The following is a 12,963-nucleotide window of genomic DNA, read 5'->3' on the forward strand; positions in this document are numbered from 1 at the left end:
ACCGTGGTCCGCGCCGCCGTACTGCCTGCCGTCGGCTCTCCTCTGGAGATCACCGACATCGAACTGCCCGAGCCCGGCCCCGGCCGGGTCAGGGTCCGCCTCACCGCCGCCGGGGTCTGCCACTCCGATCTCTCCCTGTCCGACGGCACCATGCGCGTGCCGGTGCCGGCCGTCCTCGGCCACGAGGGCGCCGGGACGGTCGTCTCGGTCGGCGAGGGTGTCACCCATGTCGCCCCCGGGGACGGAGTCGTCCTCAACTGGGCGCCCTCCTGCGGCACCTGTCACCACTGCGGCATCGGCGAGGTGTGGCTGTGCGCCAACGCTCTCGCCGGAGCGGCGGACATCCACGCCCGCACGGCCGACGGCCGGGAGCTGCACCCCGGTCTCAATGTCGCCGCCTTCGCCGAGGAGACGGTGGTGGCCGCCGGCTGTGTCATCCCCGCCCCGGAGGGCATCCCGCTGACCGAGGCCGCCCTGCTGGGCTGCGCGGTCCTGACGGGCTGGGGCGCCGTGCACCACTCCGCGCGGGTGCGCGAGGGGGAGTCGGTGGCCGTCTTCGGCGCGGGCGGGGTGGGGCTCGCCACGCTCCAGTCGGCCCGGATCGCCGGGGCCTCCACCATCGTCGCCGTGGACGTCTCGCCCGAGAAGGAGCAACTGGCCCGGGACGCCGGTGCGACTGAGTTCGTCCTCGCGTCCGACACCACCGCGAAGGAGATCCGCAGACTCACGGGCGGTCAGGGAGCGGACGTCGCGATCGAGTGCGTCGGCCGGGCCACGACCATCCGTACGGCCTGGGAGTCCACCCGGCGCGGCGGCCGCACCACGGTCGTCGGCATCGGCGGCAAGGACCAGCAGGTGACCTTCAACGCCCTGGAGATCTTCCACTGGGGCCGGACCCTGTCGGGCTGTGTCTACGGCAACAGCGATCCCGCGCGGGACCTGCCGGTCCTGGCCGGGCACGCGCGGGCGGGCCGCCTCGACCTGGCCGGTCTGGTGACGGACCGCATCGGTCTCGAGGACATCGCGTCGGCGTTCGACAACATGCGGACGGGGCGCGGAGGCCGCGCGCTGATTCTGTTCGGTCAGGAGTGAGGATGCCCGTCCTGTCTCTGTGACAGGGCGGGAAAAGCCCAGCTCGGCGGGTCCGTGCCCGCCGGGCGCTCCGGCCTGCCCCGGCTCCCCGCGTGGCCGAAAAACAACTGCTGCGCACCCCGTTGACGCCATACCCACCGGTCGGTACGTTCCCCGCACTCCCCGTCCCCGCACCACGGAGTGAGCACACATGGACACCGCACCCCCTTCCCCCCGGTCCGGAACCGCACCGGCCGACACCCCGGCGGCCCCCAACCGCCGCCGCGTCGCGACAGCGGCCGCTCTCGCCTCGGCCGTCGAGTGGTACGACTACTTCGTTTTCGGCATCGCCGCCGCCCTGGTGCTCGGCGATCTGTACTTCCCCTCCGGCAGCTCCTCGGCGGGCGTGCTCGCCGCGTTCGCCACCTTCGCGGTCGGCTTCCTCGCCCGGCCAGTCGGCGGCATCATCGCCGGCCAGCTCGGCGACAGGCGCGGCCGCAAGCCGATGCTCGTCCTGGCCCTGACGCTGATGGGCACCGCCACCGCGGGCATCGGTCTGCTGCCGACGTACGAGACGATCGGCATCGCCGCGCCCGTGCTCCTCGTGCTGCTGCGGATCGTCCAGGGCATCGCCGTCGGCGCCCAGTGGGGCGGTGCGATGCTGATGGCCACCGAGTACGCCCCCGAGGGCAAGCGCGGGCTCTACGGCAGCCTCGTCCAACTCGGTGTCCCCATCGGCGTGGTGAGCGCCAACACCGTGTTCCTCGTCGCCGGCGCCGTGACCAGCGACTCCACCTTCGCCGCCTGGGGATGGCGCGTCCCCTTCTTCGTGGGCTTCCTCGTCCTCGGCCTCGCCTGGTACATCCACACGCAGGTCGAGGAGACGCCCGAGTTCCGCGAGGCGGAGAAGGCGCTCGCCGAGAAGGAGAAGGGCGAGGCCCGTTCACCGCTGCGCACCATCCTGCGCGAGCACCTCGGCACGGTGTTCCTGGCCGGTGGCTCGTTCGCGGTGAACACCGCGACCTTCTACATCATCATCACCGGTGTCCTCGACTACGCGACCCGCGAACTCGACATGAAGCGCAGCGCCGTGCTGGCGGTCTCCCTCTGTGTGAGCCTCACCCAACTGGTGCTGATCCCCGCGGCGGCCGCCCTGTCCGACCGCATCGGCCGGCTGCGGATCTACGCCGCCGGAGCGGTCGGCCTGCTGGTCTGGGCGGTCCCGATGTTCCTGCTGATCGACACCGGGTCGCTGCTCTGGCTCGGCGTCGGCACCTTCGTCACCAGCTGCTTCCTCAGCATCATGTACGGGCCGCAGGCGGCCCTGTTCGCCGAGCTGTTCACCGCCGAGATGCGCTACACCGGCGCCTCGCTCGGCTACCAGATCGCGGCGGTGTTCGGCGGCGGGCTCGCGCCGTTCATGATGGTGCTGCTGCTGGAGGCGACGGGCACGTCCATGGCGGTGTCCGCCTACATCATCGGACTCGCCGTCATCGCCCTCGTCTCCATCAGGATCCTGGCTTCGAGGGCGGCTGCTCGCGAGTAGGGCCCTTCGTTCCGATCGCGTCCGGGCGGCCGCACACCACTTCTCCGGAGGGGGCGGCCGTCACCACGCGAGCCCGGGAGCGCGAGACCGCGACGCCCGCGAGGCACAGCGCACCGCCCGCCATCGTCAGCCACCCCGGGATCTCGTCCAGCGCCAGCCACGACATCAGTACCACCAGGGCCGGTACCGCGTAGGTCGTCGCGCCCATGCGTCCCGCGGTGGTCCGGGCCAGGGCGTACGCCCAGGTCGTGAACGCCAGGGCCGTCGGGAAGACGCCCAGGTAGACCATGTTCAGCGTCGCCGAGGCCGGCGCGCGGGCTGCCTGGTCGACCAGCTGTCCGATGAACGGCAGACACGCCACCGCACCGACCAGACAGCCGAAGGTGGTCACCTGAAGGGCGCTCGCATGCGCCAGCGCCGGCTTCTGGGCGACGACCCCGCCCGCGTAGCCGACCGCGGCCAGCAGGCACAGCAGGACGCCCAGCGTGGACGCGCTGCCCTCGCCGGACATCGACAGCCCCACCGTCACCGCGCCCGCGAAGGAGACGGCCATCCCCGCGAGCAGCCGCGGCGGCAGCGACTCGCCCAGCAGCCTGGCGCCGAGGAGCGCGATGAGCACCGGCCCGATGTTCACCACCATCGCGGCCGTGCCCGCGTCGACCTCCTGCTCACCCCAGTTGAGCACCACCATGTAGACGCCGAACCAGAGCAGTCCGGAGACGGCGATCCCCGGCCAGGCGGCCCGCGGCGGCAGTCCCTCCCGCCGTACGAGCAGCACACAGCCGAGCGCGAGCGAACCGGCGAGGAGCCGCCCGAGCGCCAGCGCACCGGGGGAGTACGCCTCACCGGCGCTGCGGATCGAAACGAACGCGGAGGCCCACAGCACGACGGTGACACCCGCAGCGGCGAGGGCGGGCCAGTGCGCGCGGTGAGAGGAGGTCGGGGAGGTGTCCTGGGGGCTCATGTTCCGACCGTACGACTCCGACGCTTCGGCGTTCACCGCAATATCTCCGGCTCGATGCCGAGCAGCTCGGAGAACGCACGCTCGCCGTCCGCGGTCACCTTCACCGCGCGCTCCGACCCGATGCGTACGCACCAGCCGGAGTCCAGCGCGTGCCGGCACAGCGCGGACCCGGCGGCGCCCGCGAGATGCGGCTTGCGCTCGGTCCAGTCGAGGCACGACCGTACGAGTGGCCGCTTGCCGCGCGGCCGCAGTGGCAGGCCCAACGCGTCGAACCAGCCGACCCCTTGCGGGGTGAGCGCGAAGCCGGTGTCCTGACGCAGCAGGCCGCGCGCGGTCATGGCCTCGGTGACCGCGATGCCCAGCCGCCCGGCGAGATGGTCGTAGCAGGTACGCCCGCGGGCCATCGCGCTCGCGGCGCCGGCGGCACCGAGCGTCCGCGGCGCCGGCCGGCTGCCCGGATCGGTGTACCCGGCGAGCTCCTCGACCAAGTGCGCCACCCGGTCGTCGGCGAGCCGCACATACCGGTGCCGCCCCTGACGCTCCTCGGCGAGCAGCCCGCCCGCGACGAGTTTGCCGAGATGCTCGCTGGTGGTCGACGGCGCGACGCGCGCGTGGCGGGCGAGTTCTCCCGCGGTCCAGGCGCGCCCGTCGAGCAGGGCGAGGAGGAAGGAGGCACGGGTCTCGTCGGCGAGCAGCGCGGCGAGGGCGGCGAGATCGCGGGAGGAGGTCATGTCCCCAGGATGCGCCGACCACGGTTCGGTGACGGCCGAAGGGTGTCGGCGGCCCGGTCCGGTGTGACGGCCAAGGGCGCCGGGGGCTCGGGCAGCGCCCCCGTGGACCGGCTCGGGCGTCCTCCGCGGACCGGCTGCGCCGCCCGTTCCGGCGTCCGGTCAGGCCCGCACCATGGCCGCGTACTGCACCGCCAGGCCGTCGACGAGCGCCCGCAGCCCCGTCTCGAACGCGCCCTCGTCCACCTTCTGCTGCCGGTCGGCCAGCAGGTGGGCCTGGCCCAGATGCGGGTAGTCGGCCGGGTCGTACGCCGTCTCGTCGTCCACGAAGCCCCGGGCGAACGAGCCGAGGGCGGAGCCGGTGATGAAGTACCGCATCAGCGCCCCGATGTAGGTCGCCTGGGCCGGCGGCCAGCCCGAGCGGACCATGGCGCCGAACACGGCGTCCGCCACCCGCAGACCGGCCGGACGCCGCCCGGGTCCCCGGGCGAGCACCGGGACGATGTTCGGGTGCTCGGTGAGGGCCGCGCGGTAGGAGACGGCCCAGTCGTGCAGCGCCGTGCTCCAGTCGCGGCCGTCGCCCTCGTCGAACATCGACAGATCGACCTGGGCACTGACCGCGTCGGCGACGGCGTCGAGGATCTCGTCCTTGTTGCGGAAGTGGTTGTAGAGGGACGGGCCGCTGACGCCGAGTTCGGCGGCGAGGCGCCGGGTGGAGACCGCCTCCAGGCCCTCGGCGTCCACGAGCGCGCTCGCCGTCTCGACGATGCGTTCTCTGCTGAGGAGGGGCTTGCGCGGTCGGGCCATGCGGCACATAGTAGGGCCTGCCGACAAGAAACTAGCAGTGATAGTTAAAAGTGGGGTGTGGCGCATGGACCTGGAGCTGAGCGAGGAGCAGGCGGCGGTACGGCAGCTGGCCGAGGACTTCGTGGCCCGCGATGTCACCCCCTACGCGGCCGAGTGGGACCGGGCCGAGAGCGTCGACCGGTCGATCGTGAAGAAGCTCGGCTCGCTGGGCTTCCTCGGGCTGACCGTCGACGAGGAGTACGGCGGCTCGGGCGGCGACCACGTCGCGTACTGCCTGGTCACCGAGGAGCTCGGCCGCGGGGACTCCTCGGTGCGTGGCATCGTCTCCGTCTCCCTGGGGCTGGTGGCCAAGACCATCGCGTCCTGGGGTGACGAGGAGCAGAAGCGCCGCTGGCTGCCCGGGCTCACCAGCGGCGACGCGCTCGGCTGCTTCGGGCTCACCGAACCCGGCACCGGCTCCGACGCCGGAAACCTCACCACCCGCGCGGTGCGCGACGGCGACGACTGGGTCATCACCGGCTCCAAGATGTTCATCACCAACGGCACCTGGGCCGATGTGGTGCTTCTCTTCGCCCGGACGAACGACACCCCCGGGCATCGCGGCGTCTCCGCCTTCCTGGTGCCGACGGACAGCCCCGGCCTGGCCCGGCACACCGTCCACGGCAAGCTGGGACTCCGCGGACAGGCCACCGCCGAGCTCGTCCTCGACGCTGTCCGGGTGCCGGAGGACGCGCTGCTCGGCCCCGAGGGCAAGGGCTTCTCGATCGCCATGTCCGCCCTCGCCAAGGGCCGGATGTCGGTCGCGGCCGGTTGTGTCGGCATCGGCCAGGCCGCTCTGGACGCGGCCGTCGGCTACGCGGGCGAGCGGGAGCAGTTCGGCAAGTCGATCGCCTCGTACCAGCTGGTCCAGGAGCTGATCAGCGACATCTCCGTCGACGTGGCGGCGGCCAGGATGCTGACCTGGCGCGTCGCCGACCTCGTCGACCGGGGCCGGGACTTCGCCACCGCCGCGTCCCAGGCCAAGCTCTTCGCCTCCGAGGCGGCCGTCCGCGCGGCCAACAACGCCTTGCAGGTGTACGGCGGTTACGGCTACATCGACGAGTACCCCGTCGGAAAGCTGGTCCGCGACGCCCGGGTGATGACGCTCTACGAGGGCACCAGCCAGATCCAGAAGCTGATCATCGGCCGGGCGCTGACCGGAGTCTCCGCGTTCTGAACCGTCCCGGGCCGGTGCTGCGTTGAGTACGCGGCTGAGTAGCAGCGCCCATGTGGGCCCGGTCGCCGGCCGCGATGCTGTGGCCCATGAGTGAGACACAGGTCAAGCAGCAGAACACCGGCGCGTACTACGGGCAGGCCGTCGCCTCCTTCGCCATCGCGCTCGGCGCCGTCGCGATCGGCATCTGGACCATGGACGCCGACCGCTGGGTGCGCGCGTTCCTCGCCATCGCCGTCCTCTATCTGACGACCTCCGCCTTCACCCTGGCCAAGGTCGTCAGGGACCGCCAGGAGGCAGGGCAGATCGTCAGCCGTGTGGACCAGGCACGGCTGGAGAAACTGCTCGCCGAGCACGACCCGTTCCAGAAGCTGTGAGGCGCTGGAGACGGCGAAGACCGGGGGCTGTCGGTTGGATCGGGCCCGGCAAGATCCAACCGACAGACCCTAAGCGCTTGCTCACCCTCGGGGTATGGTGTTCCCGCTGCTGAGCGGAAGGGGCGAGTGAATGAGTACGGCGGAGGACATGACCGGCGAGGACATGCCGTGGGGCGAGGTCGCGCCCGAAGCGGCGAGGAAGCTGCTGGTCGCCGCCGTCGAGGCCTTCGCCGAGCGTGGCTATCACGCGACGACGACGCGCGACATCGCCGGCCGTGCGGGTATGAGTCCCGCCGCGCTCTACATCCACTACAAGACCAAGGAAGAGCTCCTTCACCGGATCAGCCGAATCGGCCACGACCGGGCGCTGGAGGTGCTGTCCGCGGCGTCCGCGCGCGGCACCACTCCCGGTGAGCGGCTCGCCGACGCCGTGAGCTCCTTCGTGCGCTGGCACGCCGGCCGCCACAACACCGCCCGGGTGGTGCAGTACGAGCTCGACGCACTCTCCGAGGAACACCGCACCGAGATCGTGGAACTGCGCCGCCGCAGCGACGCGGTCGTGCGCGAGATCCTGAACGACGGTGTGGCGGCGGGGGAGTTCGACGTCCCGGACGTGCCGGGCACCACGCTGGCGGTCCTCTCCCTGTGCATCGACGTCGCGCGGTGGTTCAACACCGGCGGGACCAGGACGCCCGAGGAGGTCGGCTCGCTCTACGCCGACCTCGTCCTGCGGATGGTCTCCGCGCGTACGTAGCCCCGCCTGCCCTGTGGCGCCCGGAGGCCCCGCGGCGCCGGAGCGCCACGGGGCATCGAACCGCGCGGCGCGGCGGGATGCTGTGACCTTGAAGAATCCGAAGAATCCGAAGAATCAGAAGAAGTAGCGGGACACCGACTCGGCCACGCACACCGGCTTGTCGCCGCCCTCGCGCTCGACCGTCACCAGGGCCGTCACCTGGACACCGCCGCCCGCCTCCTCGACGCTCTGCAGCACCGCCGTCGCGCGCAGACGCGAGCCCACCGGCACGGGAGCGGGGAAGCGTACCTTGTTGGTCCCGTAGTTGATGCCCATCTTCATGCCCTCGACGCGCAGCACCTGCGGCACGAGGGCCGGCAGCAGCGACAGGGTGAGGTAGCCGTGCGCGATCGTCGTGCCGAAGGGGCCGCCGGCCGCGCGCTCGGGGTCCACATGGATCCACTGGTGGTCACCGGTCGCGTCGGCGAAGAGATCGATCCGCTTCTGGTCGACCTCCAGCCAGTCGCTGTGCCCCAGCTGCTCGCCGACGCCGGCGCGCAGCTCGTCGGGGGAGGTGAAGATCCTCGGCTCGGCCATGTCCCTGGTCCCTGCCTCTCACGCACGGAAACGATTGTCTAAGCGCTTGCTCAGCATGGTCGGGCGGGCGCGCTCCTGTCAACGATCGACGAGTAGCCTTCGGGGAGTGCCACAGATTCCCGAGAAGATTCATGAGCTCACGGTCGGCCAGTTGTCCGCGCGCAGCGGCGCTGCCGTGTCCGCCCTGCACTTCTACGAGTCCAAGGGCCTCATCAGCAGCCGCAGGACCACCGGCAACCAGCGTCGCTACAGCAGGGACGCACTGCGCAGAGTCGCGTTCGTGCGGGCGGCGCAGCGCGTCGGCATCCCGCTCGCCACGATCAGGGACGCTCTCGCCGAACTGCCCGAGGAGCGCACGCCCGACCGCGAGGACTGGGCGCGGCTCTCCCGGGCCTGGCGCAGTGAACTGGACGAACGGATCCAGCAGTTGGGCCGGCTGCGCGACCACCTCACCGACTGCATCGGCTGTGGGTGTCTCTCGCTGGAGAACTGCGTCCTGTCCAACCCGGACGACATCTTCGGTGAGCGACTGACGGGCTCCCGGCTGCTCCCCGAGCGCAGCCGTGCGAAGGACAACGGCTGACCCGGCCGCGTTCCTGACCTGCCCGTGCCCCTGGCCCGGCGCCGTTCCCGGCCGGACACGGATGAGGGCGGGCCCGCACCCCCGTGTCGGGCCCGCCCTCGCTCCGCCACCCCCCCAAGAGCGGCCGGTACCTGCTACTCGTACTCCGTGCCGCCCTTGCGGGTCAGATACGCCGGGCTCACCGCCTTGGCGATCGCCCGGCCGCCCACCACGGGGCTGTAGCGCTCGGTCACCGGACGGATGACCACGCCCTCCCGCAGGTGCAGTTCGCGGCCGGAGACCGTTTCCCGGCCGCTCGCCAGCCCCAGGACCGTCTCGACGTCGTACGGACCCTCGTACAGCCGTGGCACCAGGGGCAGTTCACCGTCGAGCACGACGGCCGGGTCCAGCCAGCGGACCTGGCCGTCGATCTCCGCCGACAGGTCGAAGACCGCGTAACCGAGCGCCTGCGAACGGCCGTCGGCGCCGTAGGCGAGATCCTGCACCCCCGCGCCGTACACCTCGCCGAAGATGCCGACGCGGGTCGCGCCCAGCTTCTCGGCGATGCGGGCGGCGACCGTGGGCACGTCGTGGCCGAGCACCGCGCGCCAGTACAGATTGCGCGGATCCTCCTTCAGCGCGAGGCCCTTGGACCCGAAGCCCTTGGAGGAGACCTGGACCCTGCCGTCCGCGGCCGTGCAGGTGGCCAGGCAGGCCGTGCCGTGCAGCTTCTCGGTCAGGACGACCGGCTCGCCGGGCTCGAAGATCTCCGGATACCGCTGGATGTTCTCGATGTCGACCCAGGGCAGCAGTTCGGGAGCCCGTTCGACCTCGCCGTTCATGGTCGGCGGGATCGGCGGCGACCACTTGGTGATCGAGAGCCGCTCGGCGAAATCGGTCTCCTCCGCCACCGCCCGGCGCAGATCGACGTCGGCGAGCGCCCGCGGCACGCACACGATGCCCTGCGACAGCTCGCCGCGCAGACGCACCGCCTTGACGCGGTCGGACGCCTTTCCGGCGAGCCTGCCGGTCAGACCCAGCTCCTCGATCAGGGGCGCCGGGAGCACGGCCTGCTCCGGGATGTAGACGGCGATGTCACCACTGCGGTACGCGCCCTTGGCGACGACGGCGCGGTACAGGCCCACCTGGGCCAGTTCGAGGGCGTCGGCGTTGGGGTGCTCATGGATCGTCAGCAGTTCGGCGGTGACGCGCAGCGTCGACATGTCAGGCTCCTCGGTCGTGTCTCATCGCCTCCACTCTCCGGGGAGCAATTGCGGTGGGGCCAGTGATTTTGTGTCTGCTACGGTCGCCGGTTCACCCAGGGCTGCGGGCAGCATCCGGGCCGAAGGCCCGGGCGCAGGCCACCAGTTGGGCATTGGACGCGGCCGCGCCGCCGTCGGGGAGCACCAGGACGTCCTCCAGGCCCACACGGGTGTCCAGGCCCAGCCGGCCGGCCAGCCGCAGCACCGGCCAGGCGCCGCCGTCCTCGCCGTGCAGCAGCACCGGCAGGCCATGGGCGCCGTCCAGTTCGTCCAGGAGGGCGCCGGCCGTCGCGGACGCCGTCGACGCGTCCGTGTCCGTGACCTCCGCGAGGACGCGCAGCACCCGCGGGGCCAGGGCGGACGAGCGGAAGCGCGACGCTCCGCGCGTACCGGACCAGATGCCCGCCTCCACGCCCACGCCGCGCTCCATCAACGCGGCCGCGACCTCCTCGGCGCCCTCCTCGTGCCAGTTCACCGAGGCATGGTCGGGCAGCACGGTCCAGTCACGGATCCGCCGCACCCGGCGCGCCGGGTCCGCTTCCGCCCAGGCGCCCGTCGTCACCCCGACCGGCACGCCGACCACGGACCGGATCGCGGTGAGCACCTCGGCCACCACCCGGGGCGACAGGGTGTCCTCGCCGCAGGGCGTCTTCGGGTGCACATGCACATCGGCCGCGCCCGCGGCGACGGCAAGGGCCGCGGACTCGGCCAGGGCGGACGGGGTCAGCGGCACGGCGGCGCCGTCGGCTGCCGACCGGTTCCCGTTCAGACAGACCTGGATCATGCGGTCCATGGTGCCGGGCACCACTGACAACGACTCGCGGGGGCGGGGCGACGCCGAAGGCCGCCCCCACACCCCTCAGGCCACGGATGCCAGTTCCTGCCGTCCCGCCCGCTTGGCCGCCGCGACGGCCTCGGACGTCAGAACGGGCTGCGGCACCACGATGCCGCAGCCCGCACACACCGGCCCGAACCACGGCTCGTTCGCCAGATCCTGCCGCCAGACGATATGGGTCTCCTCGCAGACCGGGCAGGCGGCACGGGGGCCGTCCTCCAGTGCCGAGATCAGCCGGCGGAGCACCTCGTCCAGGGGCGCCGAGGGATGGGCTCCCGGGCTGTCGCAGCGCGCCACCCCGTTCCCGCCCCAGGTCCGCCGGTGCCAGTCGTCGATGGCGGCCGGCCGTCGCAGTCCGTCGTGCTTCTCACGCTTCCTGCGGTCCGCGAAACCTTCCTCGTACGCGAGCCAGACCGCCCGCGCCTGTTCCAGTTCGTCGAGCGCGGCCACCAGCCGCGCCGGATCGGGCGCCCGGTCCTCGGGCTCGATACTGTGCCGTGCGCACAGGTGATCCCAGGTCGCCCGGTGCCCATAAGGGGCAAAACGCTCAAGGCACTTCCGCAGTGAGTAGCGCCGTAGCGCCAGATCACACCGCGTGTCGCGCACCTGTCTCGCAAGACTCCGGAAACCGGCCATCGCACTGCCACCTCCGTCGCTGGTACATCGGCGTTGAGGAATGGACGTACGAGTGCCCGATCCGGCTCCATCGAAAATCGAATGGCGTCCATCAGTGGTGCTTTCCCGACGGTTCCGGCCAGGGTCCCGAGAGGCCCCGGCCTCCGTCCGACCCCTTCGTTGAGGCCGTCGACGCCGGGATCAAGGCGATCGGTGCGGGTCGGGGCGATCGGAATCCCGTCTTGTTTTCTCCCCCTTCTGTGTTCGAGAACACGGTGTCCGTCGTCTCAGCGTTCGAGACGGCCCGCCGTCAGGACCACCTCCGCCAGCTCCCGGTGGCAGATGTCGCTGTGCGCGCCCGACGGCGGTCCGCCGCGGCGCACGACGGCCGCCGTGTCCACACTCACGCAGCCGGAGGCGGGTACCCCCCGCGCCAGCGCCTCGTCCAGGGTGAGCCGGGCCGTGGACTTCACGCCCTGTATGCCGTCGTGCCCCAGCGCCCACCAGCGCTTGTCCAGACCGGCCGCGGTCGCGTCGTCGCCGGCGAGGCGCGAGGCCAGCGGATAGATCACCCCCAGAGCGCTGTCGTGCCGGGAATAGCAGGCCACCAGCGGACCGTCGACGCGCTCCTCCATGGTGCGCAGCGCACCGGAGTTCTGCGGCGCGTGCGGCAGGCTCGGCGCGAACGCGTAGTGGGAGAAGGCGCCTTGGAGGAGCGTCACCGACTTCACGTTGCCGGCGCCGTCCGGCAGCCCGCGCAGCGCGAACGCGACGAGCCGGGCGCCCTGGCTGTGACCGACGAGATGGACGCGCATGTCGGGGGAGGTGCGGGCGAGCTGTCCGAGCAGAGGCCCGAGGCCCAGCTCGCCCACGGTCCCCGCGCGCCGTTTCATGGCGTAGTACGTGGTCTGGCGCAGCAACTCCTTCGCGCCCTTCCACACCTTCGTCAGCCCGCCTCCGAGGGCGAAGGTGGCGTCGGCGGCCTCCTTGTCCGCCACCAGCTCCGTCTCCTCCAGTGCCAGGGTGAACTGCCGGCACAGCGACAGAGCGTCCTCGTACAGCACGGCGGCGGGCCCCCGCTCGTCCTTGGGCAGGTCCTCCGTGAAGCCGGCCTCCAGTCCGCCCGCGGGCACCTCGGCCAACTGCCGTGCCAGCCTGCCGAACTCGGCGAACGCGGCCTCCGACTCGGGCTGCTCGTCGAGGAGTTGCGCGAGCCGTGCCACGGTCGCCCCGTGCCCGGGGAAGAGACCCGTCAGGGCCTGCTGTGTCGCCGCGTCGAGCGCCACCGCACCGGGGCCGGCCCGCCCCGGGACGGTCTCCACCGGTCCCGCGACGGCCGACGGGCCGAAGTCGGGCACCGGCTCGTCGGTGAACCTCATCGAGGGCCAGACGACCCCCGCGTACCCCAGCCGCGCCGAAGGGGACGCGAGCCCCGGAAAGGGCGCGAAGAAGGCCGAACAGAGCCGGCGCGCCACGGACGGCGTGTTGTTCCAGCCGTGCGCGAACATCACCAGATCGGTGACGTTCATGGCCCTCAGCCGGTCGCGCTGCACGGCGTCGACATCGCCGTCCTGGTCGAAGGTGATGTCCTGATACGGCCCCACGCTCATGTCCGGCATGACTGCCCCTCCCCGTTAAATCCGCTTCTGCCAG

Annotated in this window: 14 protein-coding genes; 6 read left to right on the forward strand and 8 right to left on the reverse strand. The window is 71.9% G+C overall.

Translation table 11 applies throughout. The annotated features are described in order from the left end of the window. The first annotated feature begins 3 nt into the window (after nt 1-3). Both RPQ07_RS29510 and RPQ07_RS29515 read left to right on the forward strand, forming a co-directional pair. On the forward strand, nt 4-1,092 hold the full coding sequence (locus RPQ07_RS29510) for a Zn-dependent alcohol dehydrogenase (protein ID WP_313947254.1): 1,089 nt from the start codon (nt 4-6) through the stop codon (nt 1,090-1,092). Between the two features lie 190 nt (nt 1,093-1,282). Continuing rightward, a complete protein-coding gene (locus RPQ07_RS29515; RefSeq protein ID WP_313947255.1) occupies nt 1,283-2,617 on the forward strand; it encodes an MFS transporter in 1,335 nt (444 codons plus the stop codon). Here RPQ07_RS29515 and RPQ07_RS29520 read toward each other — a convergent pair. From RPQ07_RS29520 to RPQ07_RS29530, 3 genes are all read right to left on the reverse strand, one after another. Next, nucleotides 2,580-3,581 carry a DMT family transporter gene (locus RPQ07_RS29520; RefSeq protein WP_313947256.1) on the reverse strand — a complete coding sequence of 334 codons (1,002 nt, stop codon included), beginning with the start codon at nt 3,579-3,581 and terminating at the stop codon, nt 2,580-2,582. The two genes, RPQ07_RS29515 and RPQ07_RS29520, sit on opposite strands and share 38 nt — an antisense overlap. Before the next feature lie 32 nt (nt 3,582-3,613). After that, on the reverse strand, nt 3,614-4,312 hold the full coding sequence (locus tag RPQ07_RS29525; RefSeq protein WP_313947257.1) for a winged helix-turn-helix domain-containing protein: 699 nt from the start codon (nt 4,310-4,312) through the stop codon (nt 3,614-3,616). A 159-nt stretch (nt 4,313-4,471) separates the two neighbouring features. After that, nucleotides 4,472-5,116 carry a TetR/AcrR family transcriptional regulator gene (locus RPQ07_RS29530; RefSeq protein WP_313947258.1) on the reverse strand — a complete coding sequence of 215 codons (645 nt, stop codon included), beginning with the start codon at nt 5,114-5,116 and terminating at the stop codon, nt 4,472-4,474. Between the two features lie 64 nt (nt 5,117-5,180). Between RPQ07_RS29530 and RPQ07_RS29535 the strand changes: the two genes are divergently transcribed. The 3 genes from RPQ07_RS29535 to RPQ07_RS29545 all read left to right on the forward strand — a co-directional run bounded on the left by RPQ07_RS29535 (nt 5,181) and on the right by RPQ07_RS29545 (nt 7,460). Continuing rightward, entirely contained in the window at nt 5,181-6,332 is a 1,152-nt protein-coding gene (locus RPQ07_RS29535) for an acyl-CoA dehydrogenase family protein (RefSeq protein ID WP_313947259.1), read from the forward strand. A gap of 86 nt (nt 6,333-6,418) precedes the next feature. Then, nucleotides 6,419-6,706 carry a YiaA/YiaB family inner membrane protein gene (locus tag RPQ07_RS29540; protein ID WP_313947260.1) on the forward strand — a complete coding sequence of 96 codons (288 nt, stop codon included), beginning with the start codon at nt 6,419-6,421 and terminating at the stop codon, nt 6,704-6,706. Between the two features lie 130 nt (nt 6,707-6,836). Then, a complete protein-coding gene (locus RPQ07_RS29545) occupies nt 6,837-7,460 on the forward strand; it encodes a TetR/AcrR family transcriptional regulator (RefSeq protein ID WP_313947261.1) in 624 nt (207 codons plus the stop codon). A 114-nt stretch (nt 7,461-7,574) separates the two neighbouring features. Here RPQ07_RS29545 and RPQ07_RS29550 read toward each other — a convergent pair whose 3' ends face one another. Further along, nucleotides 7,575-8,036, reverse strand: a complete 462-nt coding sequence (locus tag RPQ07_RS29550) for a MaoC family dehydratase (protein WP_313947262.1) — start codon at nt 8,034-8,036, stop codon at nt 7,575-7,577. Nucleotides 8,037-8,142: 106 nt separating this feature from the next. Here RPQ07_RS29550 and soxR point away from each other — a divergent pair, with 106 nt between their 5' ends. Beyond that, entirely contained in the window at nt 8,143-8,619 is a 477-nt protein-coding gene (soxR, locus tag RPQ07_RS29555; RefSeq protein ID WP_313947263.1) for a redox-sensitive transcriptional activator SoxR, read from the forward strand. A gap of 134 nt (nt 8,620-8,753) precedes the next feature. Here soxR and RPQ07_RS29560 read toward each other — a convergent pair whose 3' ends face one another. From RPQ07_RS29560 to RPQ07_RS29575, 4 genes are all read right to left on the reverse strand, one after another. Further along, nucleotides 8,754-9,821 (reverse strand): RNA ligase (ATP), encoded by a 1,068-nt coding sequence (locus tag RPQ07_RS29560; RefSeq protein WP_313947264.1) that lies wholly within the window; start codon nt 9,819-9,821, stop codon nt 8,754-8,756. 91 nt (nt 9,822-9,912) lie between these two features. Then, nucleotides 9,913-10,644 carry a 3-keto-5-aminohexanoate cleavage protein gene (locus RPQ07_RS29565; protein ID WP_313949073.1) on the reverse strand — a complete coding sequence of 244 codons (732 nt, stop codon included), beginning with the start codon at nt 10,642-10,644 and terminating at the stop codon, nt 9,913-9,915. Between the two features lie 75 nt (nt 10,645-10,719). Continuing rightward, nucleotides 10,720-11,331 (reverse strand): hypothetical protein, encoded by a 612-nt coding sequence (locus RPQ07_RS29570; RefSeq protein WP_313947265.1) that lies wholly within the window; start codon nt 11,329-11,331, stop codon nt 10,720-10,722. 266 nt (nt 11,332-11,597) lie between these two features. Then, nucleotides 11,598-12,929 (reverse strand): serine-threonine protein kinase, encoded by a 1,332-nt coding sequence (locus tag RPQ07_RS29575; protein WP_413777792.1) that lies wholly within the window; start codon nt 12,927-12,929, stop codon nt 11,598-11,600. Nucleotides 12,930-12,963 lie beyond the last annotated feature (34 nt).

Source organism: Streptomyces sp. AM8-1-1, assembly GCF_032229325.1.
GTDB classification, from domain to species: domain Bacteria; phylum Actinomycetota; class Actinomycetes; order Streptomycetales; family Streptomycetaceae; genus Streptomyces; species Streptomyces achmelvichensis.